The sequence below is a fragment of the Novosphingobium lentum NBRC 107847 genome (genome assembly GCF_001590965.1).
In the GTDB taxonomy this organism is placed as follows: Bacteria; Pseudomonadota; Alphaproteobacteria; order Sphingomonadales; family Sphingomonadaceae; genus Novosphingobium; species Novosphingobium lentum.
This window is the reverse complement of record NZ_BCTW01000001.1, coordinates 44,413-62,306: the sequence shown is the minus strand read 5'-3', so window position 1 is coordinate 62,306 and position 17,894 is coordinate 44,413. Positions and strand designations below refer to the sequence as shown.

The following is a 17,894-nucleotide window of genomic DNA, read 5'->3' as shown; positions in this document are numbered from 1 at the left end:
AGGCTCTCCCACAAGCGGCTGGTCAGACGGCTGCCATGCTGCCGGTCATCCGTAGAAAAATTTCATCAGTTCGCTCTTGGCCAAGACCCGTTCGCGCCGCGCGGCGTTGGAGGTGACGGGATCGTCGGGCGATGTTTCGTCCGGGTTGTAGATCGGGCCGGACCCCAGCGCGTCGATCGTGCCGCGCGCCAGTGCCGCGGTGTCCGACGCACCGGTCGCCTCGACCGGAATGCCGCGCCGGGCCAGCGTTTCGCGCAGCATCGGGGTGTCGGCGATCTTGAACAGCAGCGTGACCACATCGACGCCGCGCGGCGTCAGTTCTGCCCACAGCGCTTCGCCCAGGTTGAGCGCAAAGCCCTTGGTCGCGGTATAGATCCCGGACTGCCCCACGCCGCCGAAGGCCGCTTCCGACCCGACCACGATCAGCCCGCCGCCGCTGCCCCCATCGTCCACGCTGTCCACCAGCCGGCGGCCGAAATGGTGGAGCGCTTCGGTCAGGAACAGGACGTTGCGCTGGATCGTGGCGGCCCAGGTGGCATAAGGCTGGTCCACGAACTGCGCGCCCGATGCCTCGGCGCCGGCATTGAACACGGCCAGCGTCAGCGGCAGATCGGCGGTGGCGGCTTCGATCCGGGCGACCGCGTCTGGCGCGCCAAGGTCGAGCGACAGCGTCCGTACCTCGACGCCCGTCGTGCGAACCGTTTCGGCCGCGCGGGCCAGCTTGTCCTCGTTGCGCGCAATCAGCAGGCAGTTCATGCCGCGCCGCGCCAGGTCGGTCGCAAACGCAAGGCCGAGGCCGTCCGATCCGCCGGTGACGAACGCCCACTTGCCGGGCGCGATGGCTGCCGATTGCGTCATCCGGCCACCGCGTCGGGCTGGCCTGCCGGGTTCTGTCCGCCGCCGATGCCCATCTTGCGGTTGAGGTCGTCCATGTCGAGATATTCGCGCCATTTGACGATCAGTCCGGCATCGTCGAATTCATAGATCGCGACCATCTGGTGCGGGCACGGGCGGCCCATGATGATCGCGGTGTCCGACCGTTCCTGCATCACCATGCGGTCGTTCGACACGATGTTGACTTCGTTGCATTTGTTGTTGGTGGCGAACGTCATCTGGTTGAGGATTTCGGCGCGCAGCGCGTCCTTGCCCTTGATCACCGGGCCGCCCGGCACCCACAATTGCCATTCGGCGTCTTCGGCAAAGAACGACAGGATTTTCTCCACTTCGGGCCGCACCGCGTCGCTGCCGTCGCCCCACGCGTCGTGCATGGTGCGGACCTTGTTCTCAAGCTCGATACCCATCTTCTGTCCTTCAATTCTGAGCGTCAGTTGCCGGCCGCCAACGCGCGCGTGACGCTGATGAACGGCACGGTGCAGCTTTGCCCGCCATCGACGGGATAGAGCATCCCGTTGACGTAGCGCGATTCGTCCGAGGCGAGGAACAGCGCCATCGCCGCGATGTCCTCCGGCTCGCCGATGAACGGCGTGTTGAGCACATCGAGGAACAGCCGGTCCATTTCCGGCGTCGTCCACGCGATCTTGGCCGGGGTCTGGGTGGGGCCGGGCAGGATCGCGTTGCTGCGGATGCCGCGCTTGCCATACGTCGCGGCGATCGCCTGCACGAACCAGTTGAGCGCCGCCTTGGACGAACCATAGCTGTAGGCGGTGATGTCGCCGCCCATCGAACTGCCCGACGACGTGGAGATGATCGAGCCGCGCCCGCGTTCGAGCATGTGCGGGATCGCCAGCTTGCTGGCGATCACCGCGCCCAGCACGTTGACCCGCAAGTTGGCGAAGAAGATGTCCGGATCGAACGCCAGGAAATCCATGTCGCGCAGCGCGTGTTCGGTGTTGGTGTAGAGCGCGTTGTTGAACAGGACGTCGATCTGTCCGAAATCGGCGACGGTGGTTGCGATCATCCGGGCGAGATCGTCTTCGTTGCCCACGTCCACGGCGATCGCGCGTGCCTTGCCGCCAGCGTCGACGACGGCCTGCGCCACGGTTTCGGCAGGCTCTGCCCTGATGTCCGCGACGATGACGGTGGCGCCTTCCCGCGCGAACATTTCCGCGCTCGCCCGGCCGATGCCGCTGCCACCGCCGGTGATGATGCAGACCTTGTCCGCAAGCCTCGCCATGTTTCAGTGCTCCTCGTCGCCGATGCGGCGTTCGTTGCGGGCAGAGTCGCGAGATTTGGCAGGCACGTTACCTGTCGAACGGCTGGTGGGGCCGGCAACATACGTCGCTGACAGGGCAGGCCGTCGCCTGATCCCGCCGATATGGCGCATTCGCAATCGCTGGGCCGTCAGCCAGAATTCGCCAGCGGATTCCCGACGGGACGTTTCACCCCCTTTCCAAAGACAGGTTATCCGATCGACGTCCGGCGACAGCGAGGCGGCGAAAAGAAGATGATCGATCCGACTGGGAGGACCAACCGATGATTTCACATGGCCGCATGAAGAGCCTTGTCGCGCTGCTGCTGGCGACGACCGCAACCCCGGCGTTCGCGCAGGACAAGCCGGCCGCGCAGACGCAGGCTGGCGATGCGGGCCAGGCCACCGTCGATCAGACCAATGGCGACATCATCGTCACTGCGCGCCGCACCGCTGAAAACATCCAGTCCACGCCGGTTTCGATCACCGCGTTCGGCACCGAATCGCTGCGCCAGGCGCAGATCCGCGATACGCAGGACTTGCTGTTCAAGACCCCGGGCGTATTCCTCGCCGGATCGGGCGGGCGCGAGAATTCGAACTTTTCGATCCGCGGCCAGTCGAAGGCGCTGGCGGGCAACAGCGCGCCTGGCGTGATCAGCTATTTCGCCGACGTGCCGGCACCGACGCTGGGGTCCAGCATCCCCACGTACGATCTGTCGTCGGTGCAGGTGCTCAAAGGCCCGCAGGGAACGCTGTTCGGCCGCAACACCACCGGCGGCGCGATCCTCTATTACCCGACCACACCAACCTATGAAGTCGGCGGCTACATCCAGGGCTCCTACGGCAGCTACAACGCGTTCATCGGCGAAGCGGCGATCAACGTGCCCATCGTCGATCAGAAAGTGGCGCTGCGCATTTCCGGCCAATACCAGCGGCGTGATGGCTGGACGAAGAACATCGGCGTCGGCAACGACCCCGATGACCTGAATTCGCGCGCCCTTCGCGGCACGCTGCTGCTCGAGCCGGTCGAAGGGCTCAAGAACACCACCATCGTCGATTACTACCGCAACCGCTCCACCGGCGGCGCGTCGGTGCTGGTCGATGTGTTCGCGGGGCCGAATGCGCTGACCGCCACTGGCACGCTGTCGGCAGCACAGGCCCAGCTCGCCCTGCAACGTGCGCGCGGCGTGCGGGTGATCAATTCGGACATCGACGCGTTCGAACGTGCCGACCGGTTCGGCATCACCAACCGCACCGAGGCGACGCTGTCCGACGCGATCCAGCTGGTCAACATCTTCGGCTACCGCCATACCAAGGTCGATTATTTCTCGAGCGTCGATGGCTTGCCGACGCTGATTTCCGACGGCACCGGCGCCATCCCCAAGGGCCTGCCGGTCGAGGTCGTCGGCGGTCGCCAGACCTCGGACGTCGAGCAGTTCACCGACGAACTGCAGCTGCGCGGCAAGGCCGCCGACGACAAGCTCGACTGGCTGGTCGGGGGCTTCTACCTCAAGAGCAAGCCCAAGGGGCCGACCGGCACCTACATCCCCATCTTCATCCTGCCCGGCATCACCAACGCGCCGTTCAACTATGGCTTCTTCACCGAGACCAGCAAGGCGCTGTTCGGGAATGTGACGTACAAGCTCGACGCGATTGCCGATGGCCTGCGCTTCAACGCCGGCTTCCGCTACACCTGGGACGACATCAGCGCCTGCGTGGGCGGTGGCACCTCGCCCGATCCGGTGCTGTCCCCGGCTGATTGCAACAATGCCGTCGCCGCGATCAAGAACAGCAGCGTGAACAAGACCAAGTCGCAGGCGCCAACGTGGACGATCGGGCTCGATTGGCAGGCAACGCCCGAGCTGTTCCTGTATGCCGTCACTCGTCGTGGCTATCGCGCGGGCGGCATCAACAGCCCGACGCTGGCGGGCCGGCTCGCCCCGTTCCAGTCGTTCGCGCCTGAAAAGGTGACCGACGCGGAAGTCGGCGTCCGTTCGGACTTCCGCGCGGGCGACGTTGCCATCCGCTTCAACGCCTCGCCGTTCATCGGCTGGTACAGCAACGTGCAGGTGCCGATCGCGGGCCTCAACACGCAGGCGACCTGCAGCCTCGTCACGCCGGGCGGCACGGCCGCACCCAAGTCGCCCGACGGCGATTGCAACCCCAACAACGATCCGAGCGGCGGCACGCTGCTGGCCAACGCCGGTTCCACCCGCGTGGCCGGTATCGACCTGTCCGCGCGAATCGCACCGACGCCCACGCTGTCATTCGAGGCGGGCGCCACGTTCCTCGATCTCAAGACGCGCTCGCTGACGGTTCCGACCGACCTTCAGCCCTATCTGCGCGTGCTGGAGGTGCCGTTCAACCTGGTCGCCAAGCAGACGATCACCGCCGGGGTCCACTGGGTGCTGCCGGTTCCCGAAAGCATCGGCAAGACCGCGTTCACCGGCGATTTCTACCATTCGAGCAGCGTCCAGTCGTCGGATGCGATCCTGCCCGGATACAGCCTGGTCAACTTGCGCCTCGACGTCGGCGGGATCGGCGGCACGTCGCTCGACGCCAGCGTGTTCGTGCGCAACCTGTTCGACAAGCAATACCTCGCGTCAAGCAACGTCGGGTCGAACCTGCTGGGCATCCAGAGCGGCTTCTTCGGCGCGCCGCGCACGGTCGGGTTCGAATTGCGCTATCGCTTCGGCAATTGAACTGAACGAAAAAGTACACCCCTTGCGGGTCGGCGGGAGAACAGGAATGGGTATGCAAGCAGTGCCGCCGCCCCCCGATGCCACCGACCGCAAGGTGTATGACTGGTTGGCCGCCAACATCGGCCCCGTCACGGCGTTCGAGCGGCAGCCGCGCTGGCGACCGGGCTGGAACGTGGTGGTCGAGCGCGATGGCGCGCCGGTGCCGCTCTATGTCCGGGGGCCGCGCGGCGACACCTATGTCTCGCCGGTGGACATGTTTCAGGAAGCGGAAATCCATCACGTGTTCGAACGCAGCGGGATTCCCGCCCCGCGCGTCCACGGGATGATCCCCGATCCGCTGTGCATCGTGATGGATATGTTGCCCGGCGGCATCAACACCGGCACGATTGCCGATCCGCAATTGCAGGCACAGGTTCGCGAACGGTTCATTGCGATCGTGGCGGACGTGCACCGATTGCCGCCCGAAGCGTTCGCCGCTGCCAAGCTGCCCGTGCCGCGCACGCCCACGGAAATCGCGCTCAATCTTTATGCGCCGTCGCAAGCGATCTTCCGCGACCGGATCGGCGGTCACCCGTGGCCGCTGATGGAGTTCGCTTGGGCCTGGCTCAATCGCAACATCCCGCAGGACCGCACGCGCGTGACGTTCGTCAACTACGACGGCGGCCAGTTCCTGTTCGACGACAGCGGCGCGGTCACCGGGCTGATCGATTTCGAAGTCTCGTCGCTGGGCGATCCGGCGGCGGAGCTGGCGGGGATGCGCCTGCGCGATTCGACCGAACCGCTCGGCGACCTCACCGCGATGATTGCGCGGTACGAAGACCTGAGCGGCGACCGCATTTCGCGCAAGCTGATCGAATTCCACACCGCCGGGTTCTGCGGGGTCAACGGCTGGCTGATGTGGCCGCTGATGTTCGAAAGCGCGCCCGAACAGGACTACGTCGCGTACCTCAACTACAGCGTCGGCACGAGCCGCTGGATGATCCGCGCGATGGCCGATTACATGGGTATCGCGCTGGTCGATCCTGCCGAGCCGACCGAACAGCCGCTCGGGTTTTCGCAGGCGTCGCGCCATCTCGTCCGCCATATCGAGGCGTTTGCCGGGGGGACTCCCGCAGAGGACTACGCGCGCGATTCAGCGGCGCATCAGGCGTTTTACCTGGGACGGGTCAACGATTTCGGGCTGTCGGTGCTCGCCGCCGATCTCGCCGACGTGGCGGCGCTGACCGGCACGCGGTACGATGACTGGGCGAGCGCGCAGTCAGGCCTCTCGGCATGGGTCGCCAGCGTGGGGGCGGAAGCCGATGCGCGACTGGTGCAGCATTTCCACAACTGGCTGCAGCGGCAGGCGTTCATGCTGCGCGGATGCGGCCCTGCCGCTTACTTGCCGACGGTCGATCTGCAGCCGATCCGCGAGCGCTGAACTCAGCCGTTCAAGGCTTGCGCGATATGGCGGCCAGCACGAAGTCGATGCTGTTGGCGCGCCATGCGGCCGCGTCCATCTCGGCGCCCTCGCGGGTCCGGGAGACCAGCAGGATCATCGGTGAGTGGGCGAACCACGTCGTTACCAGGCTGTAGATGATCCAGAACAGGCGATCCGGTTCGAGATCGGCGCGGAACGAGCCGTCGCTGCGGCCGCGCGCGACGATCTGGCCCAGCACTTCGTCGATCAGTGTTCGCAGCACGGTGGCCAGCGGGCTGGCTTTGCCCACGTGGACGAAGTTGTGCTGCGCCTCGTCGATGGTCATCTGCGCAATCTGCGGTCGTTCCACGAATTCGCGGAAGAAATTGGTCATGAATTGCTTCAGCGCCGCTTCCGGGGGCAGCGCGTGATAATCGGTGCACCCGATGAATTGCGATGTGTTGTCCGCCGCTTCCTTGAGGATCAGCGTGTACAGATCCGATTTGCTGCCGAAGTAATAATACAACAGCTGCTTGGATACCTTGGCGCGCCGGCAGATCGCATCGACCGTGGTGCCATCGAAGCCATGGCTGGCGAATTCTTCCTTCGCGGCACACAGAATGTCGGCGATCGTAGTGGCATTCGACGTCCGCCGCCCCCGGGTTGCGACCGCCGAAGCGACCGCTGAATCAGAGGGACACTCGCCGCTGGCTGGCATTTCGCAACCTCTCCCCCACCGGGACTCTCCGCCCTGACCAAGCGTTGAATTATTGCCTTATGCGATACCTTGCGCGCCCCCTAAACACAACGACAGCGATACCGCGCCGTGCCTGCCGCGCGCTTCCATGATCTGCCGTCACGCATGAAACGATAAAAACGAGAGGAATGGATGGTGTTTGGAAACTTGAACGACCGCGTGGCGATCGTCACCGGATCGGGCGCCAATATCGGTGAGGCCTGCGCCAGGGCGCTGGCCGGCGCAGGCGCCCATGTCGTGGTTGCGGACATCAACGTGGCGGCCGCCGAAGCCGTGGCGGCGGATATCGTGGCGAGCGGCGGCAGCGCCATCGCGCACAGCCTGGATCTGGCGGACGAACAGACGATCATCGATCTGGTCGCGGCGGTCATCGCGAAATTCGGCCGCATCGACATCCTCCACAACAATGCCGCCGATACCCGACCCGATTTCATGGCCAAGGACCAGTCGATCCCGGACATGACGATCGAGGTGTGGGACCGTACTTTCGCGATCAACACGCGCGGGCCGATGCTGATGATCAAGCACGTTGCCCCGCACATGATCGCGGGCGGCGGCGGATCGATCATCAACACCGGCTCCGGCTCCGCCATTCTGGGTGATGTGTTCCATCCCGCCTATTCGACTTCGAAGGGCGCGCTGCACACGCTGACGCGCAATGTGGCTGCGCAACTGGGGCGGCACAACATCCGCTGCAATGCGATCCTTCCGGGACTGGTTCTGAGCAAGGGCGCGCGCGAGATCATGACCGCGGGCGAGATCGATTTCATCCAGCGCCACGTGCTGCTGCCCCGCCAGAGCAAGCCCGAGGACATTGCCGGACCGGTGCTGTTCCTGGCCTCGGACGCCGGCAGCTTTGTCACCGCGCAGGTGTTCAGCGCCGACGGCGGCATCGTCCATCATTCGCCGTACTATGCGGACGTGATGGCTTCGCTGGAAAGCGAGTAATTCGAAGGATAGGCGCATGGCTTCGTACGTGTTGAGCATGATGAACAAGCACGATCTCGCCAAGTACGGCGAATACTCTGCCCAGGGTTTCGTGTCGCTGCAGGGACTGCCGTTCGAGGTGATCGTCGGGGAAGGTCTGGACACGCTCGAAGGCACGGCACCGGGCAGCAGTGTCGTCCTGATGAAGTTCCCCGACAACGACGCGGCGATGGCCTGGTACAAGTCGGATGCCTATCAAACGGCGATCCCGATCCGGCACCAGGCCGCCGAGACGATCTTCGCGGTGCATTTCACCGACGACCGCTAATCGCCGCCATCCGTCATCAACACCAATCACGATGCGCAGCGCAATGGCGCACGCATGACCGGAGAGGGTCCCCCATGAGCAAGTATCCAACGATGTTCAGCCCGATCACGATCGGGCGTCTGGAAGTGAAGAACCGCGTGTTCATGTCTCCGCACGGCATGGTCGGGCTCGGCATCGGCACCGACCGGCAGGTCGGTTATTTCGAGGCGCGCGCCAAGGGCGGTGCGGGCTTCATGGTGATCGCCAGTTGCCAGGTGCTGCCGGCCCCGCTGGTGCCGCCGGGCTGGTTCATCGAGGCCTACAATCCCGATCATATTCCGGCGATCCGCAAGATCGTGGATGCGGCGCATCGGCATGGCGCGAAGATCGCGGTGCAGGGCGTGTGGATGATGGCCGATCCGGCCAAGGCGCAGGCATCGGCCATCGCGCCGCACACCGTGCTGGCCGATACCCAGCCGCGCTCGATGACGACGGCCGAAGTGCATGAACTGATCGAAGCGCACGCCATTGCCGCCTCGCACGCCGAACAGGCCGGGGCCGACGGGTTCGAATTCCCGATCAGCGGGGGCGCGGGCGTGCAGAGCTTCACCTCGGAATTCTACAACCAGCGCACCGATCAATACGGCGGCAGCCTTGAAAACCGCATGCGCATCGTGGTCGAGATCATCGCCGCTATCCGGCAACGCGTGCGCCCCGATTTTGCGATCGGCGTGGCGGTCAACGCCGATGAATCGACGATCGGCGCCAAGGGCATCGATGACGGTATCGCCCAGTGCAAGATCCTGGAAGCGACCGGCATGGTCGACTGGCTGCGCATCACCGCGCGCGGCCAGAAGCCGCAGATGACGCAGTACCACTACCCTTCGTCGTACATGGCCAAGGAAGGCACGCACCTCGACGCGGCGGCAGCGGTCAAGCAGGCGGTCAAGCTTCCGGTGATCAGCGGCGGGCGCATCCTGACCCCGGCGTTTGCCGACCAGGCCATCGCCGACGGGCGCTGCGACATGGTGTTCGTGGCGCGATCGGTGATCGCCGACCCGGAATGGCCCAACAAGTGCCGGGACGACCGGACCAGCGAAATCCGCGGCTGCATCGGCGATCTGGAAGGGTGCTTCCTGCGGTCGTGCTATGGCCAGGCGGTGGGCTGCACGGTCAATCCCGACATCGGCTTCGAACACGAAGGCCCGGTGACCCCGGCGGCTGTCAGCAAGACCGTGGTGATCGTCGGCGCCGGGCCCGCCGGGATGCAGGCCGCGCTGGTCGCGTCGCAGCGGGGCCACAAGGTCACCGTGCTGGAAAAGTCCGACCGGATCGGGGGCCATGTCACGCTGCAGGCGATGCTGCCGGGGCTGGAGGACCGGGCCGAGCTCACCCGCTGGCTGAAGCTCCAGCTCGACAAGGCCGGGGTCGAAATCCGGACCGGCACCGAAGCGACGCCGGCGTCGATCAAGGCGCTTTCGGCCGATGCGGTGATCATTGCCACCGGCGCGCGCTATTCGCGCACCGGCGTCAGCAAGGCGCAGCTGACCGGCGTGCGCGGCGCGCATCTGGACCACGTGTTCACCCCCGAAGAGGTGTTGCTGGAGCATGCGCGGATCGGCAAGCGCATCGTCATCTATGACAACACGTCGTACGAAGTCGGCCCCGGCATTGCCGAACTGCTGGCCGATCAGGGCAAGGAGGTGTTCCTCGTCACGATGGATTCGGCGATGGCGATGTCGGTGACCGAACTCGGCCTGAACAAGGTGATCGCGCGCCGGGTCATCCCCAAGGTGACCTTCCTGCCCTCGACCGAGATCACCGGCATCGACGAGCGCGATGTCCATCTGCGCGGCGTGTTTTCGGGTGAAGCGAGCGTGCTGGAAGCGATCGACAACACCATCCTGGTGACCTCGAAACCGCCGCAGGAAGATCTCTACCATGCGCTGATCGCCGACATGCCGGACATCCGCATCATCGGCGATGCCCGCGACGCGCGCTGGAGCGTGTTCGCGACCGACGAGGCGATCAAGGACGGTCGGCGCGCCGGTCTGGCCGTGTAACGATCCGCAGCACCGTGATCCACGCATCACGGTGCTGCCGCTTCCTTTCGTAAGATAGGTGTCTCGGGGTGGGCGGCCGGACAGTGGCACGCTCTGTCGAACCGGTTTCGTCCATTTACAGGGCAGAATTCATGGAAGCCTATATCTACGATCACGTCCGCACGCCGCGCGGAAAAGGGCGCCCCGATGGCGCGCTGCATGAAGTCACCTCGGTCGAGATGGCGACCCAGTTGCTGCAGGCGCTGCGCGACCGCAACAACCTAGATACGTCGCTGCTCGACGATGTGATCCTGGGCATGGCGCAGCCCGTGGGCGAACAGGGCGGCGTGCTCGCCCGCGCCGCGGTGCTGCAGGCAGGGTACGCGCAGACCGTGGCCGGACAGCAGATCCACCGGTTCTGCGCGTCGGGTCTCGATGCCGTGAGTCTGATCGCGGCGCAGGTCCATTCGGGCATGATCCAGGCCGGCATCGGCGGCGGCGTCGAATCGATGAGCCGCACGGTCATGGGCTATGATTCGGGCGCGTGGACGTCGGACCCGGCGGTGGCCTTCCACAACCACTACGCGCCGCAAGGGATCGGCGCGGACATCATCGCCACGCTCGACGGGTACAGCCGCGCCGATGTCGATGGCTTTGCCGTGGAAAGCCAGCGCAAGGCCGCGCACGCGTGGGAAAACGGCTATTTCAAGAACTCGGTCGTCCCGGTGAAGGACGTTCTGGGCGAAGTGCTGCTCGATCATGACGAGCACATGCGCCCGGGCACGACGGTGGAAAGCCTGGCCAAGCTCAAGCCCGCGTTCGAAGGCTATGGCAAGGGCGGGTTCGAGGCGGTGGCCAAGGCCAAGTATCCGCAGATCGAGGAACTCAGCTACGTCCACCATGGCGGCAACAGCTCGGGCATCGTCGATGGCGCCGGTGTCGTGCTGGTGGGGTCGAAGGAATTCGGCGAGCGGGCAGGCCTCAAGCCGCGCGGCCGCATCCGTGCTTATGCCAACATCGGCTCCGAACCGACGATCATGCTGACCGCGCCCGGCGCGTGTTCCGACAAGGCGCTGAAGAATGCGGGCATGTCGCGCAAGGACATCGACCTGTGGGAGCTGAACGAGGCCTTCGCCAGCGTCGTGATGCGCTTTCAGCGCGACATGGATGTGCCCGACGACAAGATCAACGTGAACGGCGGCGCGATTGCCATGGGGCATCCGCTGGGGGCGACCGGCGCGATGATCCTGGGCACCGTGCTCGATGAGCTGGAACGCCGCGACTTGCAGACCGGACTGATCACGCTGTGCGCCGCCAACGGGCTGGGCACGGCCTCGATCATCGAACGCGTCTGACGCGCGATCCACGTTTTTTGAAGCGGGAAACCCCATGCAGAACATGACACTCGAAACGGCCGCAGACGGCTTTGCGATCCTGAAGCTGGACGCTGCCGGGCAGACCATGAACGTCGTCAACGACGCCTTCCTTGCCGACATGGAGGAGGCAACCGCGCAGATCGCCGCTGACGACAGCATCAAGGGCGTGATCCTCACCTCGGGCAAGCCCGCGTTCATGGCCGGGGCAGACCTCACCCAGCTGGTTCAGGGCTTCGGCACGCTGACGAAGCAGGACGCGTTTGCGTTTTCGCAGCGGGCGAGCGCGATGCACCGTGCGATCGAGCAATCGGGCAAGCCGTGGGTGGCGGCGATCAACGGGCTGGCGCTGGGCGGCGGGTTCGAACTGGCGCTGGCGTGCCACCACCGCGTGCTGGTCGACAATCCCAAGGCGCTGGTCGGGCTGCCCGAAGTCAACGTCGGCCTGCTGCCGGGTTCGGGCGGCACGGTGCGCCTCGCCATCCTGATCGGTTTCAAGAAGGCGCTGGACCTGCTGCTTACGGGCCGCAACGTCGGTCCCGCCGAAGCGCTCAAGCTGGGCATCGTCGATGAGGTCGTATCGGCGGACACGCTGGTCGATGCTGCGCGCGCGTGGCTGGCCGCCGGGCCGGACCCGGTGCGGCCGTGGGACGTCAAGGGCTGGGTGCCGCCGCAGAAGAAGGGCCTGACCATCCCGGAAGATTCGGCCGCCTACATGATGGCCGCCGGTTCGATCGCGCTGAAGGGCTACAACACGCCGGCGCCGCAGGCGATCCTGTCGTGCGTGTTCGAAGGGCAGCAGTTGCCGTTCGACAAGGCGCTGTCGGTGGAAAGCAAGTATTTCGCCAGGCTGCTGACCGATCCGGTGGCGCGCAACATCATCCGCACCACGTTCATTTCCAAGCTGGCGGCGGAAAAGGGCGCGCGGCGGCCCGCAGGCATCGCCAAGTCGCAAGTGACGAAGCTGGGCGTGCTGGGCGCGGGCATGATGGGCGCGGGCATTGCGTTCGTCTCGGCCACCGCCGGGATCGAGGTCGTGCTGCTCGACCGCGACGTGCCCACCGCCGAAAAGGGCAAGGCCTATACGGCCAAGGCGCAAGCCAAGCTCGTCGACAAGGGCAAGCTGAGCCAGGACAAGGCCGATGCCGTGCTCGCGCGGATCACGCCCACCGATGACTATGCGCAGCTCGCCGACTGCGACATGATCGTCGAAGCGGTGTTCGAGGATACCGCGATCAAGGCCGAGACCACGAAGAAGGCCGAAGCGGTCCTTCCTGCGACCGCCGTGTTCGCGTCCAACACCTCGTCGCTGCCGATCTCGGCGCTGGCGCAGGCGTCGCAGCGCCCCGACCAGTTCATCGGCATCCACTTCTTCTCGCCGGTCGACCGAATGGGTCTGGTCGAAGTGATCGTCGGCAAGCAGACGTCGAAGGAAACGCTGGCCCGGTCGCTCGATTTCATCGCGCAACTGCGCAAGACGCCGATCGTCGTCAACGACAGCCGCGGGTTCTACACCAGCCGCGTGTTCCGCATGTTCATCTTCGAAGGCGTGGCGATGCTCGAGGATGGCGTCGAGCCTGCGCGCATCGAAAATGCGGCGAAGGCGGCAGGCTTCCCGATCGGGCCGCTGGCTTTGCTTGACGAAGTGACGATGGAACTGCCGGTCAAGATCGTCGACGAGGCCGCCCGGGACGCCGCCAACACGGTCAACAAATATACCATCGAACGCGGGATGAAAGTGCTGTCGCGGATGATCGCGCTGGGCCGGGGCAGCCGCAAGGCCGGTGGCGGCTTCTACGATTACCCCGCCGGGGGCGGCAAGCGACTGTGGACGGGGCTTGCGAACGAGTTCGCCGTGGCAGATACCCAGCCCGATCAGGAAGAGCTGAAGAAGCGCTTCCTCTATTCGCAGGCGAACGAAACCGCCCAGATTCTGGAAGAAGGCGTGCTGGAAACCGCAGAGGATGCAGATCTTGGCGCCGTGTTCGGCTGGGGCTTCCCGACATGGACCGGCGGCACGCTGAGCTATATCGATACGGTGGGCATCGCCGAATTCGTGGCCGAAGCGGATCGGCTCGCGCAAGCTTACGGATCGCGGTTCGCGCCTTCGGCATGGCTGCGCGCCAAGGCGGCCAAGGGCGAAGGTTTCTATCCGAAGTCCACCGGCGCCAACGCGGCGGCCGCAAAGGAACTGACCCCAGCATGAAGCGCGTCATCTTCGATTCCGATCACGAGCAGTTCCGCGACAGCGTGATCAAGTTCATGCAAGCCGAAGTCGCGCCTTTCGCCGAAAAATGGCGCGAGGAAGGCTCGGTCCCGCGCGAACTCTATCGCAAGGCGGGGGCGCAGGGGCTGCTGTGTACCTGGGCGGACGAGAAATACGGTGGGGCGGGGATCGACGATTTCCGCTTCGAGCAGATCATCATCGAAGAAAACATGCGCCACGGCGATGTCGGGTTCTATATCAACCTGCACAACGATCTCGTCGCGCCCTACGTCGCCAAGCTGGGCAGCGAAGAGCAGCTGGATCGCTGGATGCCCGGCATCGTTTCGGGCGAGCAGATCCTGGCCGTGGCGATGACCGAGCCGTCGACCGGATCGGATCTGGCGGGGATGAAGACCCACGCCGAGGACAAGGGTGACCACTGGCTGCTCAACGGGGCCAAGACCTATATCTCGAACGGCATCCTGTCCGACCTGATCATCGTGGCCGCGCGTACCGATCCGGAAAGCCGCCACGGGCTGAGCCTGCTGGTGGTCGAGCGCGGGATGGAAGGCTTCGAACGCGGGCGCAAGCTCGCCAAGATGGGGTTGAAGGCGCAGGATACCGCCGAACTGTTCTTCAACGACGTGAAGGTGCCCAAGGCCAACATGCTGGGCGATCCGGGGCAGGGTTTCCGCTATCTGGCCCGCTTCCTCGCGCAGGAGCGGCTGGTCGCGGCGATCGGCTTCATGGCCACCGCGCAGACCGCGTTCGATCTCACGCTCGATTACGTCAAGGAGCGCAAGGCGTTTGGCAAGCCGATCGGCGCGTTCCAGAACACGCGGTTCAAGATGGCCTCGATGCGCGTCGAACTCGATGCGGCGCAGACCTATGTCGATCAGCTTGTGCTGTTGCTGAACGCCGGCGAGCTGTCGGCGGAGGACGCCTCGGGCGCCAAGCTGCTCGCGTCCGAGCTCGAAGGCCGGGTGATGGACGAATGCGTCCAGCTGCACGGCGGCGCGGGCTACATGGAAGAATACCGGATCAGCCGCATGTACACCGATGCGCGCGTCAGCCGGATTTTTGCGGGCACCTCTGAAATCATGCGCGAGATCATCGGGCGCAGTCTTGGCCTCGACGAACGCAAGATGTCCTGATCCGATGACCACGCGGCATCTGGTCGATCCGGCGCTGTTGCCGCTGATCGATTCGTTTCCGCCGATGGTGCTGTCGGATCAAACCCTGCCGCTGATCCGCGCGGCCCTGCCCGCCATGGTCAAGGCCGTGCCGCTGCCCGACCTGCCGGTGGCGGTCAGCGACGTGATGGTGGCGGCGGATGGGGGGCAGCGCTCGGTCCGCTGCATGATGCTGCGCCCCGCCGCGATGGCGGCCAATGCCCCGGCGATCCTGCACATGCACGGCGGCGGCCATGTGCTCGGCATGCCGGAAATGAACGCCGGCCAGCTGATGCAATGGGCCGATGCGCTGGGCTGCCTGATCCTGTCGGTGGACTATCGCCTGGCACCGGAGACCCGGTTCCCCGGTGCGCTGGAGGATTGCTACGCCGCGCTGGGCTGGCTCCACGACGAGGCCGACCGGCTCGGGATCGACCGCACCCGGATCGCGGTCAGCGGCGAAAGCGCTGGCGGCGCGCTGGCTGCCGGGCTTGCCCTGTATGCCCGCGATCGCGGTGAATTTGCGATCTGTTTCCAGCATCTCGAACAGCCCCGGCTCGATGACCGCACCGCCACATCGGCCGATCCCAATCCCTACACCGGCGAATTCGTCTGGACGCGCGAAAGCAGCCATTATTGCTGGATCGCGCAGCTGGGCAAGGAACCGGGCGGTGACGGTACCTCGCCTTACGCCGCGCCATCGCGGGCCACGGACCTGACCCGCCTGTCACGCGCGTTCATCGGCGTCGGCACGCTCGACCTGTTCGTCGATGAGTGTCTCGATTATGCCCACCGCCTGATCCGCTCGGGCGTGCCCACCGAACTGCACGTTTATCCCGGCTGCATGCACGGCTTCGGCATGGCGCGCGAAAGCGTGCCGGCGCGCCGCGCGCAGGCGGACAATCTCGCCGCATTCCGCAGCGCTTTCGCGCTGTAGGCGCGGCCTGACCCGCTTTTTTGGAAGGGAACCGAATGACGACCCGGCATCTGGTCGATCCCGCCGTGCTGCCTGCGCTGGAAGCATTTCCGCCGTTGCGCGCGACACGCGAAAGCCTGCCCGCAATCCGGGCGGCGATGGATGGAATCGCCCGGTCGATCCCGGTCCCGTCCTTGCCGGTCGATACGCAGACGGTGCTGATCCCTGCCAGCGAAGGGCACCACGTGCGGGCCATCCTGCTGCGGCCCCAGGGACGGACAGAGCTGCTCCCTGCGATCCTGCACATTCACGGCGGCGCCTATATCATCGGCGCGCCCGAAATGAGCGTGCCCGAACTGACCGCGACGGCCGATCAGCTTGGCGTCACGATCCTGAGCGTCGATTATCGTCTGGCCCCGGAACATCCCTTTCCCGCCGGGATCGAGGATTGCTACACCGCGCTGGGCTGGTTGCATGACCACGCCGCCACGCTGGGCGTCGATCGGTCCCGCATCGCGGTGATGGGCGAAAGCGCCGGCGGTGGTCTGGCCGCGTCGCTGGCGCTGCTGGCGCGCGACCGGGGCGTCTATCCGCTGGCGTTTCAGCTGCTCGACGCGCCGATGATGGATGATCGCACGTGCGTGCGTCCGCGCAATCCGGTCACCGGCGAATTCATTTTCGCGCCCGAGGACAATCATTTCGGCTGGAGCTGCCTGCTCGATGCCGAGCCGGGCGCGCCGGGCGTTTCGCCTTATGCCGCAGCTGCGCGCGAGACTGAACTGGCAGGCCTGCCACCAACGCTGATCGCCACCGGCGCGCTCGATCTGTTTGTGGATGAGAACGTGGATTATGCCATGCGCTTGATTGCGGCGGGGGTGGCGGTGGAGCTGCACGTCTATCCGGGTTGCCCGCATGGCTATGTCATCGCCGCAGATGCGCCGGTGTCGCAGCGCGCGTTGCAGGACAAGCGCAACGCGCTGCGCCGGGCGCTGGCGATCTGATGCCGATCCTCGATGCAGAGCGCCTGCTGCGCTACAAGGTCCCGGAAGCGCACGATCTTTACGACCCGCGCGACGCCATTCTTTATGCCCTGGGAACCGGCGCGGGCTTGTCTGCCGATATCGACGAACTGGCTATGGTGTTCGAGCGCGATCTGAAAGTCCTGCCGACGATAGCGTTCGTGCTGGGCACGGCGGGGTTCTGGCTGATGGACCCGGCGGTCGGTCTCGATTGGCCGCGCGTGCTGCATGGCGAACAGTCGCTGGTGCTCCGTCGTCCGCTGGACCCGCAGGACGAACTCAAGGGATCGACCCGCATCGGCGAGATTGCCGACAAGGGCCCCGGCAAGCCTGCGATGTTCCGCGCCTATCGCACGCTGAAGGATCTGGGTGGTAATGTGGTCGCCGAGCTGTCCGAGCTCTGGATAGTGCGCGATGCCGGCGGTTTCGGTGGCGAGCGCACCCTGCCGGGCCCTGCTCCGGTGACAATGCCCGTTACGCCGCCGTCGTTCAGCCTGGATCTGCCGACCAGCCGGCAGCAGGCGATGATCTATCGCCTGTCGGGTGATCGCAATCCGCTGCATATCCATCCCGAAACCGCGCAGCTGGGCGGGTTCGACCAGCCGATCCTGCATGGGCTGTCCACGCTCGGGCTGGTGGCGCGGGCGCTGATCCATCTGCACTGCGGTGGCGATCCGGAGCGTCTGTCCTCGATTTCCGCGCGCTTCACCGCGCCGGTCATCCCGGGTGAGACCGTACGCACGCAAAGCTGGCAGGATGGCAAAAACATCGTGTTCCGGGCGATTGCGGTGGAGCGTGACACGGTGGTCATCGACGGCGGCACGGCCAGCATCGACAGCTTTGCCACCCTTCCGGTCGGCAGGTTCTAACGCGGGCCGGAGCCCATCAAATGACCATCCGACCGCAGCGTCGGCAACGGGAGTGT

At 65.4% G+C, this 17,894-nt stretch carries 15 protein-coding genes; 11 read left to right on the top strand and 4 right to left on the bottom strand.

What is annotated here, in order from left to right:
* Positions 1–45 precede the first annotated feature (45 nt).
* The 3 genes from NL2_RS00295 to NL2_RS00285 are packed head-to-tail and all read right to left on the bottom strand — an operon-like array spanning position 46 to position 2,134.
* Positions 46–858, bottom strand: coding sequence for an SDR family NAD(P)-dependent oxidoreductase (locus tag NL2_RS00295; RefSeq protein WP_068070509.1), 813 nt, complete (start codon positions 856–858; stop codon positions 46–48).
* Complete coding sequence (locus tag NL2_RS00290; protein WP_068070507.1) at positions 855–1,301, bottom strand: nuclear transport factor 2 family protein; 447 nt, start codon at positions 1,299–1,301, stop codon at positions 855–857. The genes NL2_RS00295 and NL2_RS00290 overlap by 4 nt, the downstream gene beginning before the upstream one ends.
* 23 nt (positions 1,302–1,324) lie before the next feature.
* A complete protein-coding gene (locus NL2_RS00285) occupies positions 1,325–2,134 on the bottom strand; it encodes an SDR family NAD(P)-dependent oxidoreductase (RefSeq protein ID WP_068070505.1) in 810 nt (269 codons plus the stop codon).
* 299 nt (positions 2,135–2,433) lie between these two features.
* Here NL2_RS00285 and NL2_RS00280 point away from each other — a divergent pair, with 299 nt between their 5' ends.
* A complete protein-coding gene (locus NL2_RS00280) occupies positions 2,434–4,851 on the top strand; it encodes a TonB-dependent receptor (protein WP_245647505.1) in 2,418 nt (805 codons plus the stop codon).
* Between the two features lie 46 nt (positions 4,852–4,897).
* Entirely contained in the window at positions 4,898–6,271 is a 1,374-nt protein-coding gene (locus tag NL2_RS00275; protein ID WP_084355750.1) for a phosphotransferase, read from the top strand.
* A gap of 10 nt (positions 6,272–6,281) precedes the next feature.
* Here the strand turns inward: NL2_RS00275 and NL2_RS00270 are convergent, their stop codons facing one another.
* The gene (locus NL2_RS00270; RefSeq protein WP_068070501.1) at positions 6,282–6,968 is read right to left on the bottom strand and encodes a TetR/AcrR family transcriptional regulator; all 687 of its coding nucleotides are present in this window, start codon (positions 6,966–6,968) and stop codon (positions 6,282–6,284) included.
* 171 nt (positions 6,969–7,139) lie between these two features.
* Here NL2_RS00270 and NL2_RS00265 point away from each other — a divergent pair, with 171 nt between their 5' ends.
* From NL2_RS00265 to NL2_RS00225, 9 genes are all read left to right on the top strand, one after another.
* Positions 7,140–7,955: an SDR family NAD(P)-dependent oxidoreductase gene (locus tag NL2_RS00265; RefSeq protein ID WP_068070499.1), complete on the top strand. Its 816-nt coding sequence runs from the start codon at positions 7,140–7,142 to the stop codon at positions 7,953–7,955.
* 16 nt (positions 7,956–7,971) lie between these two features.
* Positions 7,972–8,262, top strand: a complete 291-nt coding sequence (locus NL2_RS00260; protein WP_068070497.1) for a DUF1330 domain-containing protein — start codon at positions 7,972–7,974, stop codon at positions 8,260–8,262.
* Between the two features lie 74 nt (positions 8,263–8,336).
* Entirely contained in the window at positions 8,337–10,304 is a 1,968-nt protein-coding gene (locus tag NL2_RS00255) for an FAD-dependent oxidoreductase (protein WP_068070495.1), read from the top strand.
* 131 nt (positions 10,305–10,435) lie between these two features.
* Positions 10,436–11,638, top strand: a complete 1,203-nt coding sequence (locus NL2_RS00250) for an acetyl-CoA C-acetyltransferase (protein ID WP_068070493.1) — start codon at positions 10,436–10,438, stop codon at positions 11,636–11,638.
* Positions 11,639–11,672: 34 nt separating this feature from the next.
* The gene (locus tag NL2_RS00245; protein ID WP_174522570.1) at positions 11,673–13,862 is read left to right on the top strand and encodes a 3-hydroxyacyl-CoA dehydrogenase NAD-binding domain-containing protein; all 2,190 of its coding nucleotides are present in this window, start codon (positions 11,673–11,675) and stop codon (positions 13,860–13,862) included.
* The gene (locus NL2_RS00240; protein WP_068070491.1) at positions 13,859–15,016 is read left to right on the top strand and encodes an acyl-CoA dehydrogenase family protein; all 1,158 of its coding nucleotides are present in this window, start codon (positions 13,859–13,861) and stop codon (positions 15,014–15,016) included. The genes NL2_RS00245 and NL2_RS00240 overlap by 4 nt, the downstream gene beginning before the upstream one ends.
* A gap of 4 nt (positions 15,017–15,020) precedes the next feature.
* Positions 15,021–15,971: an alpha/beta hydrolase gene (locus NL2_RS00235; protein WP_068070489.1), complete on the top strand. Its 951-nt coding sequence runs from the start codon at positions 15,021–15,023 to the stop codon at positions 15,969–15,971.
* Between the two features lie 35 nt (positions 15,972–16,006).
* On the top strand, positions 16,007–16,951 hold the full coding sequence (locus NL2_RS00230; RefSeq protein WP_068070488.1) for an alpha/beta hydrolase: 945 nt from the start codon (positions 16,007–16,009) through the stop codon (positions 16,949–16,951).
* Positions 16,951–17,838 (top strand): MaoC/PaaZ C-terminal domain-containing protein, encoded by an 888-nt coding sequence (locus NL2_RS00225; RefSeq protein WP_245647504.1) that lies wholly within the window; start codon positions 16,951–16,953, stop codon positions 17,836–17,838. Before NL2_RS00230 ends, NL2_RS00225 begins: the two co-directional genes overlap by 1 nt.
* The last annotated feature ends 56 nt before the right edge of the window (positions 17,839–17,894 follow it).